Origin of the sequence: Bacillus sp. V3B (assembly GCF_024494465.1) — a bacterium.
In the GTDB taxonomy this organism is placed as follows: Bacteria; Bacillota; Bacilli; order Bacillales; family Cytobacillaceae; genus Bacillus_BD.
Genome location: NZ_JAETXM010000024.1, coordinates 1 through 24,997 on the forward strand (window position 1 = coordinate 1; position 24,997 = coordinate 24,997).

Annotated in this window: 23 protein-coding genes, 2 pseudogenes and 1 riboswitch; of the genes and pseudogenes, 14 read left to right on the top strand and 11 right to left on the bottom strand. The window is 36.6% G+C overall.

Features of this window, described 5'->3' with window-relative positions:
* Positions 1–26 precede the first annotated feature (26 nt).
* Together JMM81_RS18590 and JMM81_RS18595 are read right to left on the bottom strand one after the other, a co-directional pair.
* A complete protein-coding gene (locus JMM81_RS18590) occupies positions 27–314 on the bottom strand; it encodes a YxcD family protein (RefSeq protein WP_256243040.1) in 288 nt (95 codons plus the stop codon).
* A complete protein-coding gene (locus JMM81_RS18595; RefSeq protein ID WP_256243041.1) occupies positions 302–751 on the bottom strand; it encodes a hypothetical protein in 450 nt (149 codons plus the stop codon). Before JMM81_RS18595 ends, JMM81_RS18590 begins: the two co-directional genes overlap by 13 nt.
* Before the next feature lie 449 nt (positions 752–1,200).
* Between JMM81_RS18595 and JMM81_RS18600 the strand changes: the two genes are divergently transcribed.
* Positions 1,201–2,961, top strand: a complete 1,761-nt coding sequence (locus tag JMM81_RS18600) for a glycoside hydrolase family 3 protein (RefSeq protein ID WP_256243042.1) — start codon at positions 1,201–1,203, stop codon at positions 2,959–2,961.
* 198 nt (positions 2,962–3,159) lie between these two features.
* Here JMM81_RS18600 and JMM81_RS18605 read toward each other — a convergent pair whose 3' ends face one another.
* The 7 genes and pseudogenes from JMM81_RS18605 to JMM81_RS18635 form a co-directional block, all read right to left on the bottom strand.
* On the bottom strand, positions 3,160–3,588 hold the full coding sequence (locus JMM81_RS18605) for a hypothetical protein (RefSeq protein ID WP_309143506.1): 429 nt from the start codon (positions 3,586–3,588) through the stop codon (positions 3,160–3,162).
* 412 nt (positions 3,589–4,000) lie between these two features.
* Positions 4,001–4,366 (bottom strand): annotated as a pseudogene (locus JMM81_RS18610) (RNA degradosome polyphosphate kinase); the annotation flags it as partial.
* Positions 4,367–4,602: 236 nt separating this feature from the next.
* Positions 4,603–6,369 (bottom strand): aminodeoxychorismate synthase component I, encoded by a 1,767-nt coding sequence (pabB, locus tag JMM81_RS18615; RefSeq protein ID WP_256243043.1) that lies wholly within the window; start codon positions 6,367–6,369, stop codon positions 4,603–4,605.
* A complete protein-coding gene (locus JMM81_RS18620) occupies positions 6,323–6,958 on the bottom strand; it encodes an anthranilate synthase component II (protein WP_256243044.1) in 636 nt (211 codons plus the stop codon). Before JMM81_RS18620 ends, pabB begins: the two co-directional genes overlap by 47 nt.
* Before the next feature lie 257 nt (positions 6,959–7,215).
* Positions 7,216–7,791, bottom strand: coding sequence for a GNAT family N-acetyltransferase (locus JMM81_RS18625; RefSeq protein WP_256243045.1), 576 nt, complete (start codon positions 7,789–7,791; stop codon positions 7,216–7,218).
* A 432-nt stretch (positions 7,792–8,223) separates the two neighbouring features.
* Positions 8,224–8,415, bottom strand: coding sequence for an H-type small acid-soluble spore protein (locus tag JMM81_RS18630; RefSeq protein ID WP_256243046.1), 192 nt, complete (start codon positions 8,413–8,415; stop codon positions 8,224–8,226).
* A 94-nt stretch (positions 8,416–8,509) separates the two neighbouring features.
* The gene (locus JMM81_RS18635) at positions 8,510–8,641 is read right to left on the bottom strand and encodes a hypothetical protein (protein WP_256243047.1); all 132 of its coding nucleotides are present in this window, start codon (positions 8,639–8,641) and stop codon (positions 8,510–8,512) included.
* 366 nt (positions 8,642–9,007) lie between these two features.
* Between JMM81_RS18635 and JMM81_RS18640 the strand changes: the two genes are divergently transcribed.
* Both JMM81_RS18640 and JMM81_RS18645 read left to right on the top strand, forming a co-directional pair.
* Positions 9,008–9,922 carry an ABC transporter ATP-binding protein gene (locus tag JMM81_RS18640; protein WP_256243048.1) on the top strand — a complete coding sequence of 305 codons (915 nt, stop codon included), beginning with the start codon at positions 9,008–9,010 and terminating at the stop codon, positions 9,920–9,922.
* Positions 9,922–11,526 (top strand): ABC transporter permease, encoded by a 1,605-nt coding sequence (locus JMM81_RS18645; RefSeq protein WP_256243049.1) that lies wholly within the window; start codon positions 9,922–9,924, stop codon positions 11,524–11,526. Before JMM81_RS18640 ends, JMM81_RS18645 begins: the two co-directional genes overlap by 1 nt.
* Positions 11,527–11,740: 214 nt before the next feature.
* Here the strand turns inward: JMM81_RS18645 and JMM81_RS18650 are convergent, their stop codons facing one another.
* On the bottom strand, positions 11,741–12,637 hold the full coding sequence (locus JMM81_RS18650; RefSeq protein WP_256243050.1) for a LysR family transcriptional regulator: 897 nt from the start codon (positions 12,635–12,637) through the stop codon (positions 11,741–11,743).
* Positions 12,638–12,966: 329 nt separating this feature from the next.
* Here JMM81_RS18650 and JMM81_RS18655 point away from each other — a divergent pair, with 329 nt between their 5' ends.
* The 4 genes from JMM81_RS18655 to trhO all read left to right on the top strand — a co-directional run bounded on the left by JMM81_RS18655 (position 12,967) and on the right by trhO (position 19,371).
* Complete coding sequence (locus JMM81_RS18655; RefSeq protein WP_256243051.1) at positions 12,967–14,802, top strand: assimilatory sulfite reductase (NADPH) flavoprotein subunit; 1,836 nt, start codon at positions 12,967–12,969, stop codon at positions 14,800–14,802.
* Between the two features lie 27 nt (positions 14,803–14,829).
* The gene (gene cysI / locus JMM81_RS18660) at positions 14,830–16,548 is read left to right on the top strand and encodes an assimilatory sulfite reductase (NADPH) hemoprotein subunit (RefSeq protein ID WP_256243052.1); all 1,719 of its coding nucleotides are present in this window, start codon (positions 14,830–14,832) and stop codon (positions 16,546–16,548) included.
* 385 nt (positions 16,549–16,933) lie between these two features.
* Complete coding sequence (locus JMM81_RS18665) at positions 16,934–18,265, top strand: hypothetical protein (RefSeq protein ID WP_256243053.1); 1,332 nt, start codon at positions 16,934–16,936, stop codon at positions 18,263–18,265.
* A 155-nt stretch (positions 18,266–18,420) separates the two neighbouring features.
* Entirely contained in the window at positions 18,421–19,371 is a 951-nt protein-coding gene (gene trhO / locus JMM81_RS18670; protein ID WP_256243054.1) for an oxygen-dependent tRNA uridine(34) hydroxylase TrhO, read from the top strand.
* A gap of 226 nt (positions 19,372–19,597) precedes the next feature.
* Here trhO and JMM81_RS18675 read toward each other — a convergent pair whose 3' ends face one another.
* Complete coding sequence (locus tag JMM81_RS18675; protein WP_309143508.1) at positions 19,598–19,867, bottom strand: LrgB family protein; 270 nt, start codon at positions 19,865–19,867, stop codon at positions 19,598–19,600.
* A gap of 178 nt (positions 19,868–20,045) precedes the next feature.
* Between JMM81_RS18675 and JMM81_RS18680 the strand changes: the two genes are divergently transcribed.
* From JMM81_RS18680 to JMM81_RS18710, 7 genes and pseudogenes are all read left to right on the top strand, one after another.
* Complete coding sequence (locus JMM81_RS18680) at positions 20,046–21,266, top strand: hemolysin family protein (protein ID WP_256243055.1); 1,221 nt, start codon at positions 20,046–20,048, stop codon at positions 21,264–21,266.
* Between the two features lie 169 nt (positions 21,267–21,435).
* Complete coding sequence (locus JMM81_RS18685; RefSeq protein WP_256243056.1) at positions 21,436–21,651, top strand: DUF2187 family protein; 216 nt, start codon at positions 21,436–21,438, stop codon at positions 21,649–21,651.
* 276 nt (positions 21,652–21,927) lie between these two features.
* Positions 21,928–22,338 (top strand): DUF3887 domain-containing protein, encoded by a 411-nt coding sequence (locus JMM81_RS18690; RefSeq protein WP_256243057.1) that lies wholly within the window; start codon positions 21,928–21,930, stop codon positions 22,336–22,338.
* Between the two features lie 189 nt (positions 22,339–22,527).
* A complete protein-coding gene (locus JMM81_RS18695; protein ID WP_256243058.1) occupies positions 22,528–22,902 on the top strand; it encodes a nucleotide excision repair endonuclease in 375 nt (124 codons plus the stop codon).
* Positions 22,903–22,950: 48 nt separating this feature from the next.
* Positions 22,951–23,502, top strand: a pseudogene (locus JMM81_RS18700) (hypothetical protein).
* A gap of 116 nt (positions 23,503–23,618) precedes the next feature.
* On the top strand, positions 23,619–23,783 hold the full coding sequence (locus JMM81_RS18705; RefSeq protein WP_256243059.1) for a DUF3934 family protein: 165 nt from the start codon (positions 23,619–23,621) through the stop codon (positions 23,781–23,783).
* A 100-nt stretch (positions 23,784–23,883) separates the two neighbouring features.
* Positions 23,884–24,672 (top strand): HAD family hydrolase, encoded by a 789-nt coding sequence (locus JMM81_RS18710; protein ID WP_309143507.1) that lies wholly within the window; start codon positions 23,884–23,886, stop codon positions 24,670–24,672.
* Positions 24,673–24,786: 114 nt separating this feature from the next.
* Positions 24,787–24,888, top strand: a riboswitch (TPP riboswitch).
* Positions 24,889–24,997 lie beyond the last annotated feature (109 nt).

Here is a 24,997-nt window from a genome sequence, read left to right on the forward strand (position 1 = left end):
ATTTTTGAGAGGTGGTTTTGGTATATTTAGCTAATGACAGCAATAATTCCTTGTTCATCATCTAGCACAAGTTCAATTCCTGAATAGGGGTCTCGATGTAAAACCTCATCAAGCCATAAACGTAGAGCTTCAATCAGGTTTACCGTAACAAGAACTTGCTTACGGCCGTTTGCATAGCTTTCCGCAGAGAACCCATAATCATCATCATACATTAGTTCTATCTCTATTTCTTCAGGCTTTATTTGTTTTTTTCTAGAAATGTAAATGCAAAGAGCATTAACAATATCTTGTTCAGAAATGATTACCCTCTCCATGGATTCGTTTCCTCTTTTTTCTTTTTATCCTTGAAATAGGTGAAAATTTTACGAATAACAGAGATTAAAACAACAATCGCTAGAACATTTACAAGTAAACCTAGAATAGAACCGAGTATTCCCATGTTTCCAAATAAACCACCGAACAATAATCCAGCAAGTCCACCTAACATGAGACCTTTCATTAATCCACCTGACATAAATCCACCTTTATTATTTTGTGTAGCAGCTGATTTATTGGTTGTTGTCGTGTCATCTTTTTTATTTTGGAAAAAGTTATTGTTATTGTTTGTACTATTGTTATTATTATTAAAACTTTTCTTGCCTGACTTGTACGATTTTGCTTCTGCTGTTGTTGTTTCATCTTGGAAAACGACGTTTCCGAGAGGTGAAAATACAAGAGTTGCCATAAGTAAAACTGATAATATTTTTTTCATTTACGATATTCCCCTCCAAAATGTAAGTATGATTAGTGTATACGGTTCTGTACTAAAACCATAGTATATCACCTTTCATATTGTATAGTATTTACGATTGAAAATAAAAAAGGTTTCATTTATTTTTAAAGAAGTATTTTTAATAAAACTGTTCATAATAAAATGCAGATAAGTTTATAAATTTTATGTTAACACGTTAGAAAAGTATGGCAATTTTTTAGTTGCTATTGTAATATACTAGTATACATAATTCTTTTGATTTATGATATTAAAAGAGTTTTTTAGGTAGGCCTAACACGAATGAGATACTTTATTTGTTTGCAAAGAGGTCTATTTTTGAGAGCGAATTTATTATGAATCTAGGTGAATGTATAGAAATACATATTTTTATCAAGAGAAGTAAATAGTAAATTCTAGCTCATCTAAAAATAAAAAGAGGTGTACATACGATGAAAAATGTAGATTTGAAAGCAAAACCTTACAATTTATCCGATTCTGATATAAATTGGGTGAAAGAAACGATAGATTCTATGTCGATTGAAGAGAAGATTGGTCAATTATTTGTAAATATGGGAGCCCGTAGAGATGAAGAATATTTAACAGATATTCTAAATAATTATCATATTGGTGCTGTTCGCTATAATCCTGGAAAATCTGATGAAGTATACGACCAAAATAAAATTCTCCAAGAAAATAGTAAAATACCGTTACTCATTGCAGCGAATACAGAAGCAGGAGGAAACGGGGCTTGTACGGATGGAACGGAAGTTGGATTAGAAGTTAAAATTGGCGCAACAAATGATGCAAAATGGGCTTATGAAATGGGTAGAGTTTCTGGTGTAGAAGCTGCTGCTATAGGATGTAACTGGAGCTTTGCCCCTATTGTTGATATTAACTACAATTGGCGTAATCCAATTATTTCTAGTCGTTCTTTTGCATCTGATCCAGATTTGGTATTAGAAATGAGTCTTGCCTACATGAAGGGAATTCAAGAAAGCGGGATTGCTCCTGCCGCTAAACACTGGCCTGGTGATGGGATTGATGAACGAGATCAGCATCTATCTTTCAGTGTGAACAGCTTATCATGTGAAGAATGGGATCAGACTTTTGGAAAAGTGTATAAAGGATTAATTGATGCTGGTCTACCATCCATTATGGCTGGACATATTCATTTGCCTGCGTATGAAAGATTTTTTAATCCTGATGTGAAAGATGAGGATCTATTACCTGCTACTCTTTCTAAAGAAATCACGACAGACTTATTACGTGGAAAATTAGGATTTAATGGGGTTGTTGTCACAGATGCCAGCCACATGGTAGGGATGACAGGTGCAATGAAGAGAAGTAAAATGCTTCCTACAGCAATTGCTGCTGGTTGTGACCTATTCTTATTCTTTAATGATCCCGATGAAGACTTCGAATACATGATGAACGGATATAAAGAAGGAATCATTACTGAAGACCGCCTACAAGAAGCTTTAGAACGTATTTTAGGTTTGAAAGCTAGCCTAGGTCTTCATAAAAAAGAAAAAACTGAAATTTTATCATCAAAAGAAGAAGCAATGGCAAAAATCGGCCTTCCAGAAAACAAAGCATTGTTCAAAGAAGTTGCTGATAAAGCCATTACTTTAGTAAAAGACAAACAAGATATCTGGCCTGTAACTCCTGAAAAATATAAACGCGTATTATTGGTCGATGTTAAAGGTGTACAAGGTGGATTTGGTGCATTGATTGGTAGTAAAGAAAAGGCTGTCGATATCATGAAAGAGTTGTTGGAAGCAAAAGGATTCGAAGTAACAGTTTGGGAATCAACAGAAGAGAAAATTATGAAACTCCCAGAAGAAGAAAGAGGAGCAGCTATTGCAAATGTATATGCACAAAAGAGACCGATTACTGAGTTGACGGATAATTATGATATGATCATTAATCTCGCCAGTGTTAACCCAGGAACAGTTCAAAGAATCGTATGGCCAGCAAGTAAAGGTACACCAGATATTCCATTCTATGTACATGAAGTGCCGACTATCTTTGTATCTGTTCAATACCCATATCATCTTGCTGACGTACCACAAGTAAAAACATACATCAATACGTACGATAGTAGACAGCAAACACTAGAAGTATTAGTAGAAAAATTAATGGGACAATCTGAATTTAAGGGTGAAAGTCCTGCTGATGCGTACTGTGGCTTTGTTGATACCCATATCTAATCTCATTAGAAAGTATAGTGGGATCGATAGAGGTCACCTGAAAAAGTCTTTATAAAAAAAGTGGCATCTCTATCTGATTAGGGGATGTCACTTTTTTGTGTGTGAGGAGGCAGACCAGCAAGGAAAAGCGAATCCGCCTCGTTATTGAAGTGTGAGAAGTCTGAATGGATCATAAAGAATTTTACAAATAAAATGTCTTCACAATAGGAGAGTTTTCTTTAACCTACTAAAATAATAGTTACTTAGATTAGATAGTTTTCTCTTAAAACTTAATTCCTGTCTTTTTTTTTCTCCTGCCCATTTTCTTGTACAATAAGCCATCTTAAACAACATAAGTTGACTGTTGATTTCTTTTTCATCAGACTTTGTTTCTACATAATGATAATCTCCTGAAGAAACTTGTTCACGTGCTTTTACATTGTCCTTTAATATTAAGTGAAGACATGTACAGATTCTCTCTTTCAAATGAGTTATCAAGACTGGGAACAAAATTTCTACACGGTTATCCATGTTTCGTGTCATCATATCTGCCGATGATAAAAGAACTTTTTTCTCTCCATGATGATGAAAGTAATAGATTCGGGTGTGCTCTAAAAATTTTCCAACGATGCGTCGAACTTTTATCATTTTAGGCGAGAAGACTCCCACTTCAATCTTGTGAAGGGCAACGCCCAAAAATAAGTGGGAGATGAATCGTCTTTTTGCGTAGCGAAACATGTGTTTGCATGGTATAATATACCTGTACAAGTTGTTCTTTGAAAACTGAAGATAGGAGGTTCTAGCAGGAAAAACGTCTGCTAGGTAAAATCTTCAACGTTCTTTCGTCCCACACGTACCGAAGTTGCTAATCCTTAGCTAAAGTAGGACGTGTGGCGAGTCAACGTACAAGTTTGCATGACCGGCAGGAGGCTAAATTAGTCTTTTGTACTGCTAACCGTCGGTGCGACGGGGTTAGCCTGCTCAATATCTGTTCGATAGAACGGAGTTCGCAGGAATCCCCCCACTTCAAATTTCGTCAGAAATTAAGTGGTGGGTAGTTCAAATTTTCACTGATATCCTTTATACCTGGTCGTAAACAACAAATTCCTCTTACAATTAAGTCAATCTTTACCCCTGCAATAGAGGCTTCATATAGTTTCATAATGATTTTCTTATCCGTAAGTGAATTCATTTTAGCGATAATATGGCCATCGTCAAACTGTTGGTGGTATGTAATTTCCTGGTCAATCCCCTGCATAAATTCATCTCTTATATCAAAAGGAGAAACAATTAAATGGTGATATTTTGGTTTTTCCATATGGCCCCTTAAGTAATTAAAAAAGTTCGTGGTATCGACCCCTATTTGTTCATCAGATGTAATTAATCCCATATCTGTATAAATCCTAGCTGTAGCATCATTGGTATTAATAGCCTATTGGGTAGGAGGAAAGATGGGTATAATTCAAGTTATTTGATTCCTAGTAATTGTAAAATAATTATGAAGGTCCATTTTAAGAGAATCTACTAATTTAGCTAAATTCTCTTAAAATAGATGATTAAAACCAAAGTGGAGAGAGGTTGCCATGCTACTTTCATTTGGAATAAAATCGACAGTGCTAACTGAAATTCGATATATAAGGGAAAATGCTCACTAAAAACGAATCATGGTACATTAATCAACTCAACTTCCAGCCATTTTCGTACACTATTAATAAACCAAATTCTCGAGCTTTTTTTTAAGTCAGCAATAGTTAATATTTTCTCCTGAACTTCTCCATTTTTGATTAACCTTTCGCGAAAGGTACCAGCTAACAAGCCGCTATCTACAGGTGGTGTCCATAATAAACCATCTATTTCTAACACAACGTTTCCATTCGTAAATTCAGTGAGCTCTCTATCCTGATTCCAAAGGAGCACATCGAAAACAAGAGAGGGCTTGTTTCTTTGAAATTGAGAGTAGACTTCTCTATTTGTCGTTTTGTGATACAAAAAAGGGTTATTACGATCAAGGGGTTTGTCTGCAAGCATGACTTTCAATGTTGTTTCCGGTTGTGCAAGCGGTTGTCCTTCAATTGTTATTTCTCTATTTTTTGCTGCAAGAAAACGAACTTTTAACACAGCATGACGATTTAACTGTGCAAAATCTAGTAAAGCCTTTTTTATATCTTCTAAATTCAGTTGAAATCCAAAGTATTGTGCCGAGTTCTGTAGACGATAGAGATGTTCTTCGAGCAAGAAGTAACGTCCTTCGTGTAACAACAAGCTTTCTAGTAAATGAAACTCCGGTCGATCTACCTCAAGTAATTTTGCTTTTTCAATTACTTCATCATATTCCCCTTCAGAAGTGGAATCCCATGTAACCCCGCCGCCGACTCCATAGGTTGCCTTCCCGGACTGTTGTTCAATTACGACTGTTCGGATCGGCACATTAAAGACAGCTTCCTTATTTGGTGTGATGTAGCCAATCGCTCCGCAATAGACGTCACGTGGTGCTGTTTCTAAGTCTGCAATAATTCCCATTGTACTGATTTTAGGTGCTCCTGTAATGGAACCGCATGGAAAAAGGGCTTTAAAAATATCAACAAGTTGGATGTTCTCTGAAAGCTTTGCTGTAATGGTTGAGGTCATTTGATGAACCGTTGGGTATTGTTCAATGTCAAACAGCTTTTGGACGTCCACTGTACCAGGTTCGGCAATGATGCCTAAATCATTACGTAATAAATCAACAATCATGACATTTTCAGATCGATTTTTTTCTGAATGATATAGCCAGCTCATCTTTTCGTTGTCCTCTGCAAATGATTTTCCTCGTTTTGTTGTTCCTTTCATGGGCCGGGTTGTAATGGTACCATCTTTTAAGTGGAAAAATAGTTCAGGTGAGGCAGATAAAATACTGTGTTCTCCTGTATGAATGTAAGCACAGTAATGTGAATCTTGTGCTCGTTTTAGTTTTTCGAAAAAAGAGATGTCGTCACCTTGGAACTCAGAATTCAAGCGGATCGTATAGTTTGCTTGGTATGTATCTCCATTTTCAATGGATTGTTTAATGGACGTAATGGATGCATGATAATTTTCCATATTCACAGATGGCTCCCATTCGGTAAGTTTGTAGGACCCAGTGCTGCTGATCGAGTTTTGCTGTGGCTCTGAAAAAAGGCCAAACCAGAATAATGGCATGGTTTGGCCTTTTTTGACTTTATACGCAGGATCAAATGCAGCTGCGCTTTCGTATGAAAGAAATCCAGCAACGTAATAACCGTTGTTCACAGCCTCTTGAACACGTTGAAAGCTAGGCAAAACTTCTTCGATTGTACGGGCAATAATGATCTTCTGTGGATTTTTAAATGTAAGTGGTCTTACTTGTCCTTTTGAATTCGCAAATTCAAAAGATAAGAGAGGTTCTTGTTTTGTTAAATGGTTGGTTTGCATGATTACCTTCCTTTATGATCGTTTGCGTTTCCTGAAAGAAATTCTGTAGCATCTGTAATCCTTTTTCGGTCAAGATTGCTTCGGGATGAAATTGAACGGCTTCAATTTTATACTGCTTATGTCGAAGTGCCATAATTTCACCGTCTTCTGTTTTTGCTGTGATTTCTAAGCATGGTGGGAAGGTAGTTTCATCCACAACTAATGAATGATATCTTGCCACCTGTAATGGTGAAGGTATGTTTCGAAAAATATGCTTTTCATCATGGATAATAAGAGAAGCTTTTCCGTGCATCGGTTTCTTTGCTTTTTTTACGAGTCCACCAAATGCTTGCGTAATAATTTGGTGTCCAAGGCAAACACCTAATATAGGTATTTCTTGATAAAACCGTTTTACAACGTCTAAGCAAATACCAGCTGTATTAGGGTTCCCAGGTCCAGGAGAAAGGAGAATATGATCTGGTTTCATTTCTTCGATCCCTTCCAATGACACTTGGTCATTGCGGATGACGACAACGTCTTCACCGATTTTTTTTATATATTGAACTAAATTGAATGTAAATGAGTCATAGTTATCAATTACTAATATCACTTTAAATACTAGCTCCATTTCGTTAACATAAGTGTTTGCTTTTGTTAGTTATAGCAACAAGTTAATTATAGATAAGCTACTGAGTCTTGTGAAGATGGTGAAAAGAAGAAAATATCAAGAATAGGTTAAAGTTTGCTTCTTTTAGCATGATTGATCGTGTATATTCTTTCATGAAAAAAAGGGTGTTCAAAAGATATACTTTTGACACCATTAATGGAATTGTATTAATTTTTCTTTGATCCAATAAGAATTGGAGGTCAGAGATTGTCTAATGAATGATTAGTTTTCGTTTTTTTGTTAAAGGTTAATACTTCATCAGTGGGTTGATAGGATTCACCGTAAAATTGTTGGTCTTTGTACGTATGGATCAGATTATAGGTTTTTTTCATGGCTTCAAAGATTATTTCTTCAGACTCATGATTTGGAGCCCAATAAAGGATTTCTAACTCGTTTATCTCCTTTGTTGCTAGGGATCTTCTTTCGTATCCGATTGACTTTGCGTGTTCAAATCCTTCCCGTTTATAAAAGTTTAGTCTTTTTTTCGTATCGGTGTCCTCATAGTTAACGGGTTCAACTTCAAGTATGATTGGTTTTCCTTTTTGTTTTAATTTTTCCAATAGTCTATGACCAAGTCTTTGGCCGCGGGCTTCTTTAGAAACTAGAAGATAATCAATAAAGATAAAATTGTCTAGCTCAACATACATAATAATATGATGAGGACCTTCATCTTTATGATAGATGTCTGAACGTTCTTTGAGTAAGGTTTCCATGTGATCTCTCGATTTCATTTCTTCAATTGGAAAATATCGATTTAACTTTTCATACCAATGCATAGAATTACTCCTTTTAATGTTTTTCCATCGTCGACATTCCATTTATTTTCATGACGGTAAGAATCTGAATGGTGGAAGTATTTGTTTTTATATCTTATATTATACCCTTTTGATTTAGTATAATATTTAAACGTTTTGACATAATTCTTTTGGTAACGATCGAATAAGGTGTATGTACTTATATATTATAATGGTTAACGTACTAATTCGTGACACAATTAGCCAAAGGTAGAATATCGTTTTGTAGGAATATGCTTCATTTTTACGAAACAACTTGTTAACAAAATAAAAGAGATTATGATTATATTTAGTGAAAGTATTGGAGACTCGATAAAAGGAATAACAGAGAGGGATTTTAGGATCATGTCTACAGACTAAGCATATTCTGATGCTCCACCTATTAAAAAAGGTGAAGCATTTCTTCAGTAATATTTAAACAGAGGGGTTATCTTCGAATAAGCCTTCTAAATCCACCACTTGTTCATGACCCATTTCATCAAGTGGAAAAACAGTTGCTGTCTGATCAATTGAATGAATTTCTTTAATATAAACGGGAATCCCACGGTAACTTACATTAATCATTGATGGGGAATGGATAATTTCCATTGAACGCTGAATGTCCATTAATTTAACTCCTTTAAAAAAATATTCAGTTTATCAAAGAAAATAGATCACTAACCATATCAACATGCTGTGGTTAGTGATCCATTTTTATTTATTATTTTATTTTTCTTGCTGCTATTTTTCTGGCTTTTTTACTAAGTGTTAAATCTGTTCCAAATTCCGTATCGCTTTGTCCAGCTTTACTTCCGGTATGTGGTTGATTTCGATTGTTATTACGGTTTGTCATTGTTCATCCTCCTGATGTATCCCAGAATTTGATTGGAAGAGTTAAATAGCCATAAAAAAGTTACTGTTTGAGATTTTCACAGAGTAAGGCTATTTTAAGCTCTCCAAGTTGCAAATAAGTAAAGGTGAAAAGCTATTTTAACAGTAACTATTACTTATTATGTGTGATCACTAAAATAATTATACTTAAATAGTGTTGTGAAAATACATGAATTAAGTGTGTAAAGTAAAATGGTAACGCTTTTGAAATAAAACTGACCAGTATGGTCTAATTTGTTATACTTTAATCGATCCATTTGGTCTAATAAAATTGCCAAAACAAGAAATGAAGGAAAAGACTAGTTTCTATAAACAGGAGGCGAAATAAATGCGTTTATTAGAAGTAAAAGGCCTAAAGAAAAAATTCGGGAATTTTACAGCATTGGATAACGTTAATCTTAGTATGAAGGAAGGGGAGGTTTACGGCTTTATCGGTCCAAATGGTGCCGGGAAATCAACTACGATTCGCGTGTTGCTGGGAATGTTAAAAGCTACCGAGGGTGAAGTGAAGATTTTCGGTAAGGATGCTTGGAAAGAAGCTGTAGAGATTCATAAAAGGGTTGCCTATGTTCCAGGAGATGCTAATCTTTGGCCAAACTTAACGGGTGGAGAGGTAATCGATCTATTTTTAAAAATGAGAGGCAATGGAAACAAGAATAGGCGTGAAGAGCTGATTAAACGATTTGGTTTGGATCCCACTAAAAAATGTCGTACGTATTCAAAAGGAAATCGTCAGAAAATCGCTTTAATTTCTGCTTTTGCCTCTGAAGCGGATTTATATATTTTGGATGAGCCCACTTCAGGGTTGGACCCACTAATGGAAAGAGTCTTTCAAGAATCTGTAATGGAAGTAAAAGCAGCCGGAAAAAGCGTGCTTCTTTCCAGTCATATTTTATCAGAAGTCGAAAAATTATGTGACAAAATTGCTATCATCCGCGAAGGTAAAATTATTGAAACAGGAACTTTACGTGAGATGCGACACCTGACCCGTACAAAATTAACCATTAAGACGAAAGAGGCTATCCCATCTTTATCTGAAGTAAGCGGGGTTCACAATCTTGTGGAGAAGGATTCAGAACTTTCTTTCCAAGTAGATACAGATGAAATGGATGCACTTATTCGTTATATTAGTCCATTTGGAATTATTAAATTAGAGAGCACACCGCCAACGTTAGAAGATTTATTTATGCGCCATTATCAAGGAACGGAGCACACTCATTCTGGAGTGGGAGGTGGGTTGTAATGTATGCCCGTTTATTTAAAGGAACTGGCCATTTAACCTATTTAATGTTCAGGCAAGAACGTTTTAGGATTCTTATCTGGCTGATCGGATTGATCGCTGTGACCTTAGCGGCTGCCTCAGCTTATCCGGGTATCTATCCAGATGAACCGTCACGGTTGGCCTTTGCTTTAACGATGGAAAACCCGGCAATGATCGCCATGATTGGACCCGTATATCCAGCAGTCTATTACACCATAGGTGTTATATTTGCTAATGAAATGTTACTTTTTACGGCGATCACCGTAGCCATTATGAATATATTGCTTGTTGGGCGCAGCACCCGAGCAGATGAAGAAGAGGGTCGTACTGAGGTGATTCGTTCGCTTCCCGTTGGTCGGTTATCTTATATGAGTGCTTCCATGTTTGTTATGTTTTTAATCAATATTCTTTTGGCACTGTTTATAGGAATTGGACTAGGTGCATTAAGGGTTGATGGAATCAACTTTGAAGGTTCTATTTTATATGGCTCTATTTTAGGTGCGACCGGTTTGATTTTTACCGCTTTCACCGCTTTTTTTGCTCAACTCTCAGAAACTTCAAGAGGGGCGACGACACTATCCTTTGCCACTTTAATTGTGGCTTATATTATTCGGGCCATTGGGGATGTAAGTAATGAAACTCTTTCTCTCTTGTCACCGCTTGGATGGATAGTCAGAACAGAAGTTTTTGCAGGGGATGATTGGTGGCCAATCTTTTTAACGGTAGCTGTAGCTATTGTGATGCTAGTTGCTGCGTTTTACCTAAATGCAATTCGTGATGTTGGTTCTGGATTTATACCAGAAAGAAAGGGGAAAAAGTATGCTTCTTCCTTTTTACAAACACCATTAGGCCTTATTCTAAGACTACAACGTACCCATATTATTGCCTGGTCCATCGGTCTTTTTCTTATGAGTGCTTCTTTTGGTTCTGTTCTAGGAGATTTAGAGACGTATTTTGCCGACAATGAGTTTGTTCAGGCTTTTTTGGCAGAAGACCCAGCCTATTCGATGACTGAGCAGTTTATCACCTTGCTGATGGCGATTATGGCGTTACTTAGCACTATTCCAGCAGTAATGTTAGTATTAAAATTGAAGGGGGAAGAAAATAAGAATCGGACAGAACATTTTTATAGTCGTGCCGTATCACGTACACGCATACTAGGTAGTTACTCCCTTTTAGCCATTGTGTTGAGCTTTGTTATGCAATCATTCGTTGCGGTTGGCCTTTGGTCTGTAGGATCTACCATGATGGACGGGGTACTAACATTTGATAGCATTTACACTTCAGCTCTTGTCTATTTACCTGCTATGTGGATTGTGATTGGCTTTGCGGTTTTATTTGTCGGGGTTGTTCCAAAAGCAACAGGATTGGTTTGGTTTTATGTGATCTATTGCTTTATCGTTGTATATCTGAGCGGAATACTCGATTTCCCTGAGTGGATGAATAATCTATCTGTCTTTGAACATATCCCGCAAATTCCAATTGAAGACATGAGTTTTGTGTCAATGATCCTACTTGTCTTCATTTCTATCGTTTTGACGATTATAGGATTTATTGGTTACAACAAACGAGACCTTGCAGGATAGTGTGATATACGTATTTTCATAATAACGTAGACTGGCATCTATATAAGTCTAACTTGATTTTTCGACATAAGATTGGATGGGAATGCCACTCCACTCTCCTTTCCCTGCGCTGTTCATTCCTGCGTAATAAAAGGCTTGCTCAAGCAGGCTGACTGACCGTTTCTTATGTCGATTTAACAAGTTGATATATATACATACCGGTCTTTTTCCTATTTCAGTTCCTGTTGTTAGGCCATTTTTTGTTTAATGCACTTATAAATGTTTTAACATTCTTTTTATCTTGCATGATAGGAGAATAAACATAGGACAACATTCTGTTAAAGGAATCATTTTTTAACTTAATAATCGAAAGATTCCGATGCTGTACGTCCCTTTCGATGACACTATGGGAGAGAAGGGCTAATCCCATCCCATTTATAACCGTTTCTTTAATGCCTTGATTACTGCTTATGGTAAGAAGTGATTTTACTTTTAACCCATTTGAACGAAACACGTGGTTAAGATATTCGCGAGTACCTGATCCCACTTCTCTCGTTATCCATGCTTGATTTTGAAGGTCAGTCATTCGTACTTCATCTTTAGATGCGAGTATATGGTCGTTCGAAGAAACAATGTATAACTCATCTTGCATAAAAGGATGCACGGAAAGCTCCTTTTCATTTGTTTGACCCTCGATTAATCCGATATCGACTTGAAACAATCGAACGGATTGAGTAATTTCTTCTGTATTTCCAATGAAAACTTGAAGTTCCAGTTCTGGAAAGTCATGTTGGAGGTCAATAAGCAATGAAGGCAAAATATACTCGCCGATGGTAAAACTTGCGCCGATCTTTAACTCTCCTTTGATCGAGTTGTTATATTCAAGAATATCTTGTTTTGTCTGATCGTATATCGTAATCATTTGTTTGGCACGATCATACAATATCTCGCCAGTTGGAGTAATCTTTAAGAATTTTGGAGATCGTAAAAATAATTGAGTTTGGAATTCCTTTTCTAAATTTTTGATATGTAAACTAACACTTGGTTGTGACATACGAAGAATTTCAGCTGTTTTTGTGAAGTTTTTTACATCTGCAAGGGTGACAAAGGTTTTTAACTCGTCATAATTCAAAAGAATTTCACCTCATTATTAGAAATACTAATAGTTATCATAATTTATATGTATTTTACTAATTTTATGTCTTTTGGTAAAGTGTAAGTAAGAAAATTAGTAAATAATTAGTCTATGTTACAAAATATATTTAACCTATAAGGATAATGTATATAGTGAAAACGTCAATTCTTTCGAGATTTGCGCAATTCCTACTTGACTTATATGAATAGTAAAATTACTATAGAGATAGTCAATTTAAAGGGTAATTAGTATGAATGGTTTAAACATTCTTTATTAATAAAGTAAGAAGTACAGAAATTTTATATTCTTTTGTGAGGTGGATATCGTTGCAACTTCAGGTCATGAACAGTCCGTTTAATCAGGAGCAGGCAGAGCTCCTTAATCGTCTTCTGCCATCTTTGACAGAATCGCAAAGAGTCTGGCTTAGCGGTTATTTGGCCGCATCATTGTCAGTTTCTCAGTCTTCTGCGGCTTTGGAAACACCAGTAGCATTGGAAGGACAACTTCCAGCAGAAAGCACAGGGAAAGCAGTTTCAAAAGAAGTGACTATTCTTTATGGTTCACAAACAGGAAATGCACAAGGGATTTCTGAAAATGCAGGTAAGACCTTAGAAGGGCGAGGTTTTCAGGTTACGGTTTCGTCCATGAATGACTTTAAACCGAATAACTTGAAGAAAATTCAAAATCTACTTATTGTTGTGAGCACACATGGTGAGGGTGACCCACCGGATAACGCACTATCTTTCCATGAGTTTCTTCATGGAAGACGGGCACCAAAGCTTGAGGATCTCCGCTTTTCTGTATTAGCACTAGGAGATAGTTCGTATGAATTTTTCTGTCAGACAGGTAAAGACTTTGATAAACGACTTGAAGAACTTGGTGGTACTCGACTATATCCTCGTTTTGACTGTGATCTTGACTATGATGAGCCTGCAAGCGAATGGCTTGAAGGTGTATTAGAAGGATTGAGTGAAGCACAGGCACAGGGTGGAAGTACTGCTCCAGTTCCGGTAACAGCATCACAAGCAGTTGAATCAGTGTATTCAAGAACAAATCCATTTAAAGCAGAAGTGCTTGAAAATTTAAATTTGAATGGCCGTGGCTCGAATAAAGAAACACGCCATCTTGAATTATCGCTTGAAGATTCAGGTCTAACGTATCAACCAGGTGACAGTCTTGGCGTCATTCCGGAAAATGATCCGGCTCTTGTAGAGTTGCTGATTGAGGCATTGAAATGGAATGCTGACGAAATGGTGACGGTAAAACAAGGAGATAATCGAACGCTAAAAGATGCGTTGATCTCTTATTATGAAATTACAACCTTAACAAAACCGCTTCTCCAAAAGGCTGCAGAGCTTTCAACGAATAATGATTTGCAACAGCTTGTAGCGCCGGGGAATGAAGAAAAGGCAAAAGCCTACCTTGAAGGACGCGATTTACTTGACTTCGTTCAAGATTTTGGTCCATGGGGCGAATCAGCGCAAGAATTTGTTTCGATTCTTCGAAAAATGCCGGCTCGACTTTATTCGATTGCAAGCAGTTTATCAGCGAATCCAGAGGAAGTACACTTAACAATCGGTGCTGTCCGCTACGAGGCGCATGGTCGTGAACGAAAGGGAGTTTGCTCGATTTTATGTGCAGATCGTCTGCAACCAGGGGATACATTACCGGTTTATATTCAGCATAACCAAAACTTTAAGCTGCCAAATAACCCAGATACCCCGATTATCATGGTAGGACCAGGAACAGGGGTTGCACCTTTCCGCTCCTTTATGCAAGAGCGCGAGGAATTGGGTGCAGAAGGAAAGTCATGGATGTTCTTCGGCGATCAGCATTTCGTAACAGATTTCCTTTATCAAACGGAATGGCAAAAATGGCTACAAGATGGTGTACTAACAAAAATGGATGTTGCGTTTTCACGCGACACAGATGAAAAAGTATATGTGCAACATCGCATGCTTGAACAAAGTAAGGAATTGTTCGAGTGGCTTCAAGAAGGAGCGGCCGTTTATATTTGTGGCGATGAGAAAAACATGGCACATGACGTCCACAATACATTAATCGACATTATTGAAAAAGAAAGTGGCATGAGCCGTGAAAAAGCGGAAGAGTATCTTGCCGATATGCAACAGCAAAAACGCTACCAACGTGATGTATATTAATGTTGGATTGAAAGGAGTTTTTTCTACATGGTGACGAAAAATTTAACAGCGCCGGAGGGCTCGCCAAGTGATGTTGAAGAAATAAAAGAAAGAAGTAATTATTTGCGTGGCACGCTGAAAGAATCAATGTTAGAACCGATTAGCTCTGGGATTTCTGACGATGATAACCGTCTGATGAAACATCACGGAAGCTATTTGCAGGATGACCGTGATCTTCGTAATGAGCGTCAAAAGCAAAAACTTGAACCTGCGTATCAATTCATGTTACGCGTCCGTTTGCCAGGAGGAGTAGCAAATCCAGATCAATGGTTAGTCCTAGACGAGCTTGCCGATAAATACGGCAATGGAACGTTAAAACTTACGACACGTGAGACGTTTCAAATGCATGGTATTTTAAAATGGAATATGAAAAAAACGATGCAGGAAATTAATAACACTCTTTTGGATACGATAGCAGCGTGCGGTGATGTGAACCGGAACGTTATGTGTGTTGTGAATCCATATCAGTCAGAGATTCATAGCGAAGTATATGAAATGTCGAAACAATTGAGTGATTATTTATTACCACGCACAAGAGCGTACCATGAAATTTGGTTGGATGAAGAAAAAGTGGCAGGCACTCCTGAAGTGGAAGAAGTTGAACATATGTATGGACCGCTTTATTTGCCGCGAAAATTCAAAATTGGGATTGCCGTTCCACCATCAAATGATATTGATGTCTTTTCACAGGATCTAGGGTTTATTGCGATTGTGGAAAATGACAAGTTGATCGGATTTAACGTGGCGATCGGTGGCGGTATGGGCATGACGCATGGTGACAAAGCGACATATCCGCAGCTTGCGAAAGTCATCGGTTTTTGTACGCCTGACCAAGTTCAGGATGTAGCGGAAAAAGTCATTACGATTCAGCGTGATTATGGAAATCGTTCTGTGCGTAAAAATGCTCGATTCAAGTATACGGTTGACCGTCTTGGACTGGAAACAGTCAAGACTGAACTTGAAAACCGCCTTGGTTGGAATCTAGATGAAGCGAAGTCCTATCATTTCGAAAGTAACGGAGATCGCTATGGCTGGGTAAAAGGTCTTCAAGGAAAATGGCATTTTACAATGTTTATCCAAAGTGGTCGTATTGCGGATGCTGGTGATTATAAGTTGAAGACTGGTCTGCGTGAGATTGCTAAGATTCATACGGGAGAATTTCGTTTGACAGCCAATCAAAACGTGATTATTGCTAATGTATCAAGTGAAGAAAAGGAAAAGATTACCGAACTGATTGAACAATACGGTATCACAGATGGCAGCCATTATAGTGCACTTCGTCGCAGTTCAATGGCCTGTACGTCCCTGCCAACTTGTGGATTGGCGATGGCGGAAGCAGAGCGTTATTTACCGACTCTTCTTGGGAAGATTGAGGAGATTATCGATGAAAATGGTTTGCGTGATAAAGAAATCACCATTCGTATGACAGGTTGCCCGAATGGCTGTGCACGACATGCGTTAGGTGAAATTGGATTTATCGGAAAAGGACCGGGCAAGTATAATATGTATCTTGGTGCGGCCTTTGATGGTAGTCGTCTAAGCAAAATGCATCGTGAAAACGTTGGTGAGGAAGAAATTTTGAATGAACTAGGTGAGATTCTTCCTCGCTATGCGAAAGAACGCGAAGAAGGCGAACACTTTGGTGACTTTGTGATTCGTGCGGGTATCATCAAAGAAACGACAGATGGCACAAATTTTCATGAATAATTAGGATGTATGTGAGACAGGATTTTGAATTCCTGTCTCTTTATTTTTTCTATTTGATTAACCGTAAAGGCACTCAAAAAATAAAGAAAACAATAGTCTATGAGTTGAAAGGGGAGAGTTTTAAGGGTAGGGGGTGTCTATCCTTCGCTAATGTATTAGTGTAGCGGAAGACAGGATTCTTTTCCATTAAAGAATGTTGGACGTTATCCTTGTTTGAGGAGTATACTGTACGAGTGAATATTTCGAATTATAAAATTAAACTAGTATATAAGTTTTGAGATTAAAGGTTTACTCGTTCAAAGCCGCTTTGGGACATAGACTAGTGGATCATACTTTATCAGATTATATACAATGAAATATTTTTTTGAAACAGGGAGAGGGGAACATGCGAAGTTATCTTATTTTGGGAATGTGTACTTTATTTATTATTCAATATTTTGCTCAAATCGGGTGGCTACAGTATGTGGTTGTCCTATTGTCATTACTGGCTTTCCTTGGTAGTGCATCAAGTGCGGATCGTTTTCCTCGTATCCTTGGCATTGTAATGATGATTGCAGGAATCAGCATTGAATGGAGCAAAGGAACCGGTTTGGACGGTATTAGTGAGGGAATTTTCTTAATCCTTCCGCTGCTCAGTCTGATTACGTTAGCACCACTTCTTTCGATTCCCTTAAGGCTCGGGGGATACTTTGGATCTGTTTCACATATGCTACATAATTTATTACATAAACCGAAAAAATTATATGCAGGAATAACGGGAACCTTATTCTTATTAAGCCCGATCTTAAACTTGGGTTCTGTCAGAATTATAAATGAGTTTCTTGAAGACCTTAAGCTTCCATCGGCTATGTCAGCAAAAAGCTATGTGGTAGGTTTTTCAACTGCTATGATGTGGTCACCTTATTTTGCATCGGTTTCATTAGTTCTTCATTATTTAAATGTGCCATTCAAAGAATACATGATCTATGGACTAGGATTATCCTTACTATCATTATTAATTGGAAATTTGTTGTTTGCTTTCTGGGAGAAACTACATCCTTTAGAAAGAGTAGATTCAGCAGTGGTTCCATTAGAAAAGGTTCAACGAAATCAGCTACTTAAGCTAGTGCTTTTTGTTGTCATATTAATGAGTGCTTGTCTCTTAATCGAAAGTTTGACAAGTTGGTCTATGATTGTGATCGTTTGTCTCATTTCAATCATTGTTCCACTGCTCTTTGCGATTTTCTCTTCAGATTGGAGAAAAGTCATTCCTTCATTGATTGACTTCCGCGATCGTGCTGTACCGATGATGAACAATGAAATTATGCTTTTTATGAGTGCGGGGATGTTAGCGTTCGCTTTGAAAGGGACCACTGTAATGAATGGAGTGAGTGTATTTCTTAATGCCCTGGCCAATTATTCCTTTTTTCTAGTTGCCTTAGCCATCATGGTCATTGTTTTTTGCCTCACTTACATGGGAATTCACCAAATTGCAGTTGTTGGTGCATTAGCTATGCAATTGAATGCGGCAGCATTAGGAATGAGTAACATAGCACTAGCGATGATTCTATTGCTCACTTGGGCTACATCTACCGCTTTAAGTCCATTCTCAGGTTTGAATCTTATGGTAAGTCGCTTTGTCCGTCTTTCTGGGATTCAAGTAGGTCTTCGTATCAATGGTCTGCATTTATTGGCTGTTGCTTTTATTGGAATAGCGATTATTTCGTTTATTAGGTAGTGTTTTTTACTATTTTTTGTCAATCATATTCTTATTCACATACCTTTTTTTATTTTATTTTTTTGATATAATTATAAACGGTAAGAATATCTAACATAAAACCTATGTATATAGTTATATCTTGCAAATATAAATTAATAGGTGGAATAAGAAAAATGAATCAAAAACCTTATCGAGTATTGTTGTATTATATGTACGTTCAGATTGAGAATCCTGAGGAATTTGCGCAGGAACATTTAAACTATTGTAAAGACATCGGTTTAAAAGGTCGAATCCTAATTGCCGCTGAAGGGATCAATGGAACCGTTTCGGGGACAGTGGAACAAACAGATCAATATATGGAAATGATGAAACAGGATCCTCGTTTTGCGGAAATGATTTTCAAAATAGATGAAGCAGATGAGCATGCCTTTAAGAAAATGAAGGTTCGTCATCGAAATGAATTAGTGACGCTTCGCTTAGAAGACGACATTAATCCGAATAAACTGACAGGTAAACATTTAAGTCCGAAAGAGTTTTTTGAGGGAATAAAGGATGAAGATACCGTATTATTAGATGCAAGAAATGATTATGAATATGATTTAGGCCATTTTAGAGGGGCGATTAGACCCGATATACAGAATTTCCGTGATCTTCCGGGGTGGGTTCGAGAAAATAAAGACCTGTTAGAAGATAAAAAAATCATTACGTATTGTACGGGTGGAATTCGTTGTGAGAAATTCTCTGGTTGGCTACTAAAAGAAGGGTTCGAGGACGTAGCTCAACTAGGTGGAGGAATTGTTACGTACGGAAAGGATCCAGAAGTTCAAGGGGAATTATGGGATGGCCAATTGTATGTTTTTGATGAGAGAATAGGAGTACCAGTTAATCAAAAAGAGAATGTTGTTGTTGGCCGTGATTATTTTTCAGGTGAGCCTTGCGAACGGTATGTGAATTGTGCTAATCCAGAATGTAATAAAAAAATTATCAGTTCAGAAGAAAATGAACATAAATATTTACGGAGCTGTTCCCATGATTGCCGTACGCATCCAAGAAACCGATATGCAGCTGAACATGGTTTAACCGAAGAAGAAGTAGCAGAAAGAATCCAGAAAATAGCAGAATAATCAAAGTGAACAAAGGGGAGTAGACTGCCTTAACTTGGCAAGATACTCTCCTTTTCTTTCTTTCTTCATTCAACAATGTGGGGCTTAAATCAATCGCTTCTCTAGTTTAAAAACACCGCTCACGGCCATGTGTAAAAAAATGGACTGCGTTTTTTCTACGGAAAAATGGGTTAGAAAGTTACATCATGTAGGGATTAAGGAGTTATAAACAGGATGTTTAGAGAAACTAAAGATTGAACAGAAGTGGGATGATGATGGACATAAACAATGCGGATGTAATCATGGCAATACTTCCCATAGCTACTTCTAGTTCACCCCACTCAAAGGCACGATTAGCTCCGACTATTTGGGCGGAAGTTCCTAATGAGAGTCCTTTTACAATTCTACCTTTGATACGACCGATTTTTAAAAATAGAGGTCCTGTAATCTTAGATGTGCCATTTTGGCTAACAGCACGACTGAAATGAAGCCAGCCAATGTTCCGAGCGTAACAAATGAAAGATTACATTTTTCTTAAACCGTGATAACTCATAGCCCTTTTTGAATATAATTCTGGATTTTTATTAATGATAGAAGGTGTTATCTCTTTTAGATGGTATAAAAATAAACTATAATGAAATTGTAATACATATTAAAGAAAATAAATTGGAATATAAACAAGGAGGAATTTTTACGTGATCATTGCGATCATTGTTCTATTATTTGTTTCATCTTTCTTTTCAGGTAGTGAAACAGCTCTCACAGCTACGAATAAGATGAGGCTTCAAACAAAGGCTAATAATAATGATAAGAAGGCTGAAAAACTTTTAAAGTTAGTTTCCCAACCAAGTGAATTTATTACGGCTATTTTAATTGGAAATAATATTGCCAACATATTGCTTCCGACACTTGCGACAATGCTCGCTCTTCAATATGGATTCAATGTGGCGCTAGTATCCGCCGTTTTGACGATTACGATTATCATTTTTTCTGAGGTCATTCCGAAATCAGTAGCAGCAACATTCCCAGATCGTGTTGCATACCTTGTTTTTCCGATCATTCAGTTAGTTGTCGTCATTTTGAAGCCAATAACGATTGTTCTAAATGGATTTACAGGATTCATTACAAGAGCACTTTCTAATGGCCAGGAGAAGGCTGTATCCATATCAAAAGAAGAGTTACGAGCAATGGTCGATATTGCGGACTCGGAAGGGATGTTTAAAAAAGAAGAATCCTATCGTATTAAGGGTGTTCTTGATTTTTATAATTTAAATGTGAAAGATGCACTGAAAACACCAAGGGTTGAAATTGTTGCTCTCCCTAATACGGCAACATTTAAAGAAGTAAGAGATATTGTCATTCGGAATCCATTCACTAGATATCCTGTTTATAAAGAGGATATTGATAATATTGTTGGAGTCTTTCATTCAAAATACTTGTTATCATGGTCAACAGAACCAGATAAGTCTCTTAAAGCATTCAGTGATACAGATCCTTTAGTTATTTATGAGTTTCATTCAATCGAATGGGTTTTTCGACAAATGACGAAGGATAAAAAGCATATGGCAATCGTATTAGATGAATATGGGGGAACTGAAGGAATCATAACACATGAGGACGTTATCGAGGCAATGATTGGTTTAGAAATTGAAGATGAAACAGATCTTGAAAAAGAAGCGCTTGTTGAAAAGCTTACCGATACTGAAATCATATGTGATGGAAAAATAACACTTTATCGACTAAATTCCATTTTTGGTACAGATATACCGGAAGAAGAAGATGTTCTTGCGGGATACCTATTAAAAGAATTTAATGATTTCCCTGAAGAGGGAGAGGTAATAGAAAGAAATAATTTAACGTATAAGATCTTGAAAATTGAAGGAAGAACGATCAAGAAAGTTCAGATTATTAAATAATTGTATGAACCTTTTCTTAAAATACATATAATGTAAATTTGATAAGTGGTAGCTCCTAAATAATTAGATGATACTAACTTTAGGGTTGTTTTTGTCTCTAATAGGTAGTATTTTATAGGACATACTAGTAGGGCTACTTTAAATAAATGGTATAAAAGGGGCAGTTGAGATGGCAGAAGAAAAAAACATGGATGAGAATAAGGATGTTCAAGAGAAAAGACCGAACATAGGAGATACGATTCATATTAAAAAGGGAAAGCAAAAAGGGAAAAAGGGAAAAGTTATTGTGTTGCGGGAAAACTCCGTTATTGTGGAATTGGGAGTAAACCCAAGTACAGGAGAACCAATCAAAACAGTAGTCAATCATAATAATTATAAACATTAATGGTTTAGATAAACGAACTTAAAAATAGTTTTTAACGAACAAGTATAGGTATATGATTACAATTTTTATAAAATAAAGGAAATAGGACAGTTTTCCACCTTCACAAACTGTCCTATTTTTTTATGAGATGAAAAGGTTATTCATGATTTGGTTGACTGGATTTTGGAGCATGATGAATGAAATATTTATTAATAAATCTAACTCTATTAAGGGTGAACATTTTGGGGGATTTTTCATGTTATGCTTATTATAGCAATTAGATTAGGAGGGGTTTTTTTGAGAAAGTACGGACTTCATTTAGTCGTTATTTTATTTATGACGTTGTTCATAGTAGGTTGTAACCAAGATGAAAAGGAACCGGAATTAGTAGTAGAAGATCATGAATCAGGGGAAAATGTGACTCTTGCAGAAGAATTTATTGTGATGTTGAATGAAGGACAATTTGAAGAAGCCACAGGATATTTTGATGAAACGATGACGGCAGAGCTTAGACCCGCAGCACTTGAAGAGATATGGAACACAACTCAGGAACAGGTAGGGAAATTCATTGATCAGGAATATGGTTCTATTCAGGAGACAGAGGGGTACCAGGTTGTGTTCATAAAAGGGTTATTTGAAAAGCAAGATGTTGTTTTTACTGTAACTTTTGACGAGAATCAAAAAATTGCTGGATTCTTTATCCAATAAGAGGAATGATCAGTACAAAAGAATAGAAGTACCTGCTTGGATCCATTTTTAAAGCAGTTTTTTCGAGAGAGATTCATTTTAAGATGCCAGTATAAATCGTTAGTTATTTCTCATACTATTGGTGAAATATCTTTTTTTTCCTACGTATGATATGATTAGTTTTTATATTGAAAGAGGACGTGAAGAATTATGATAAAAATCGATATCCCTACACCTGATCTTACGATTACAGAGAGAACACAAATCCCGAAAGAAAATGAACCGGAAATAAAGCCTATTTATGGATTTATTGATTTCCACCTGATTCCAAGAGATAAAGGCGGTATTTTTCAATTTTATAATATTAATGATGAACTTCTCTTCGTTGGAAAGGCAAGAAAATTAAGACAACGAATCAAAAAGCATTTTGAAGACAATGTTTCACCGATTAAAATGCATAGAGATGAAGTGTATCGAATTGATATTTGTTATGTAGAAGACCCGATGGACAGAGAGATTTACGAAACCTATATTGTGAATACACTAAAAGCTAAATATAATATAGATAAAGTATTTTTTAGATAAGAATTCGTGGTGACGAAGTGGCTAGTATTCAAAAAAGGAGCGCCGAATATGGATCAAGCCGTACAGCCTTATTTTGAAAGGTTACAATCTCAAGATAAGAACGAACAATATGAAGCTTTTCAGCAAATTATAGATGCAACCAATGAATCAGTAGACTGGGCTTATGACGTATGGGATCAATTGAAGGCGAATTTGACGCATTCAGACAATCATCAAAGATCAAGAGCCGCACAGTTTCTCTGTCAATTGGCAAAAAGTGATCCTGAAAAAAGAATACTTGTGGACTTTCCTGCCGTTTGAAAAGTAACAAAAGATAAGAAGTTTGTTACAGCAAGACATAGTCTGCAATCTATTTGGAAAATCGGGTTGGCTGGTCCTGAGCAAAAAGAGATGGTTATTAATCGTCTTATGGATCGGTTTACCCATTGTGTGGATGAAAAAAACGATACATTGATTCGTTTTGATATCATTCAAGGCCTTCGGAATTTGTTTGATGTACAAAAGGACGAGGAAATAAAGCGAGTCGCACTCGATTTAATTGAAGGGGAAGAAGACCCGAAATATAGAAAGAAATATGCCTCTTTATGGAGAAAAAGCTAACCCCACGTTAAATCCGATGGGGCTCTTTTGTTCCCTATCGTGGTTTTAAAGAAGTAAAACGGATAAGACTAACCAATGATAAGTACATAATTGTACAGAATAACGGAGTTGATTTTATGAGTAAAGCTAAAGGTAAGGGCGGAACAGGAAGAGGAACAGGGAAGAAGGGGTGGACTCGTTGGCAAACGAGTGCAAAAAAGGCGAAGGTCAAACCTTATAAAAGTAAAGGTGTAAAAAATCGCGATACAACGACGGGCAGCGACACATCAGGAAAATCGTGATGGAAAAAAGGGAGTGTTCCTTTTATTTTCTTTGAATACAGATAAGAACCACCCTATAATCAATTGTCATTCAAATAATAACGATCCTGAAAAGGAGTAAATGATGGAATACAAAGTACTTTTTCTAGATATAGATGGAACCATTTTAAAGTCTGACCATACCTATACGTCTTCGACTAAGGAAGCGATTTCTCAATTGAAACATCAAGAGATTGAAGTATTTCTTGCTACGGGAAGACCAGTTCATGAAGTAAAGGATCTTGCAGATGAATTACATGTAGATTCATTTATTGGAAATAACGGTGCATATGCCTTGTACAAAAATAAACCGATTCTTGATGAACCGTTGAAGGGGAATCAAGTAAAGCAATTTTTAGAGACGGCTAAAGAAAATAAGCATGAGATGGTATTGTATACAAGTGAAAAAAATTATTATACAACACTAGATCATCCAGTAGTTGAGTTTTTCAACAAGACTTTTCAACTGAAGAATAATGCATTGTTTACAGAATCTGTAATCGATCAAATTATTGGAATTACGGTGATGAATGTAACTCCTGATCAAATTGCTCTTTATGAATTAGATGAAAATATTCGTCTTGCCCAAGTGAATTCTCCAGGGAACGAGCATGCATATGATGTTCTTCGGATAGATGTGAATAAAGGGGAAGCGGTAAAGAAAGTGTTGCAACACTTAAATATTGAAAAAGAACAATCTATTGCTTTTGGAGATGGAATGAATGATGTAGAAATGCTCCAGGCTGTAGGAGAAGGATTTGCAATGGGAAACGCGCAGCCTGATCTTTATCAATATGCAAAGCATAAAACAACATCTGTAACTGATTCAGGTATTTTTAATGGACTAAAGACATTAGGATTGGTTCACTAATCGATTAATAGGAATAGGGAGCCTTGTTTCATTATGTAAAGGTTAAGATGAACAAATTAACGGTTGATTTATATTCGCAATTGTGACAATATTATAGAAAGAAAACTTAATATTTAATAACACTAGGGGTGCGCTAAAAGCTGAGAGAGATGAAAGGTCTTAACCCTTGAACCTGCACTAGGTAATGCTGGCGAAGGAAAGTGGTACATAACATAACATGGTCGATATACCTTTTTTTTCGTATATCAATAAAATAATGTGATGAGATTAAAACCACCTTTTTTTCCTAAAAAGGTGGTTTTTTCGTTTTTAAAGGGGGATAGAT

Excerpts from the sequence above, each read along its gene's own strand:
- JMM81_RS18590 (WP_256243040.1), bottom strand. The coding sequence starts at position 314 with ATGGAGAGGGTAATCATTTCTGAACAAGATATTGTTAATGCTCTTTGC.
- JMM81_RS18595 (WP_256243041.1), bottom strand. The coding sequence starts at position 751 with ATGAAAAAAATATTATCAGTTTTACTTATGGCAACTCTTGTATTTTCA.
- JMM81_RS18600 (WP_256243042.1), top strand. The coding sequence starts at position 1,201 with ATGAAAAATGTAGATTTGAAAGCAAAACCTTACAATTTATCCGATTCT.
- JMM81_RS18605 (WP_309143506.1), bottom strand. The coding sequence starts at position 3,588 with ATGATAAAAGTTCGACGCATCGTTGGAAAATTTTTAGAGCACACCCGA.
- pabB (WP_256243043.1), bottom strand. The coding sequence starts at position 6,369 with ATGCAAACCAACCATTTAACAAAACAAGAACCTCTCTTATCTTTTGAA.
- JMM81_RS18625 (WP_256243045.1), bottom strand. The coding sequence starts at position 7,791 with ATGCATTGGTATGAAAAGTTAAATCGATATTTTCCAATTGAAGAAATG.
- JMM81_RS18630 (WP_256243046.1), bottom strand. The coding sequence starts at position 8,415 with ATGGACATTCAGCGTTCAATGGAAATTATCCATTCCCCATCAATGATT.
- JMM81_RS18635 (WP_256243047.1), bottom strand. The coding sequence starts at position 8,641 with ATGACAAACCGTAATAACAATCGAAATCAACCACATACCGGAAGTAAA.
- JMM81_RS18640 (WP_256243048.1), top strand. The coding sequence starts at position 9,008 with ATGCGTTTATTAGAAGTAAAAGGCCTAAAGAAAAAATTCGGGAATTTT.
- JMM81_RS18645 (WP_256243049.1), top strand. The coding sequence starts at position 9,922 with ATGTATGCCCGTTTATTTAAAGGAACTGGCCATTTAACCTATTTAATG.
- cysI (WP_256243052.1), top strand. The coding sequence starts at position 14,830 with ATGGTGACGAAAAATTTAACAGCGCCGGAGGGCTCGCCAAGTGATGTT.
- JMM81_RS18665 (WP_256243053.1), top strand. The coding sequence starts at position 16,934 with ATGCGAAGTTATCTTATTTTGGGAATGTGTACTTTATTTATTATTCAA.
- trhO (WP_256243054.1), top strand. The coding sequence starts at position 18,421 with ATGAATCAAAAACCTTATCGAGTATTGTTGTATTATATGTACGTTCAG.
- JMM81_RS18685 (WP_256243056.1), top strand. The coding sequence starts at position 21,436 with ATGGCAGAAGAAAAAAACATGGATGAGAATAAGGATGTTCAAGAGAAA.
- JMM81_RS18695 (WP_256243058.1), top strand. The coding sequence starts at position 22,528 with ATGATAAAAATCGATATCCCTACACCTGATCTTACGATTACAGAGAGA.
- JMM81_RS18705 (WP_256243059.1), top strand. The coding sequence starts at position 23,619 with ATGAGTAAAGCTAAAGGTAAGGGCGGAACAGGAAGAGGAACAGGGAAG.
- JMM81_RS18710 (WP_309143507.1), top strand. The coding sequence starts at position 23,884 with ATGATGGAATACAAAGTACTTTTTCTAGATATAGATGGAACCATTTTA.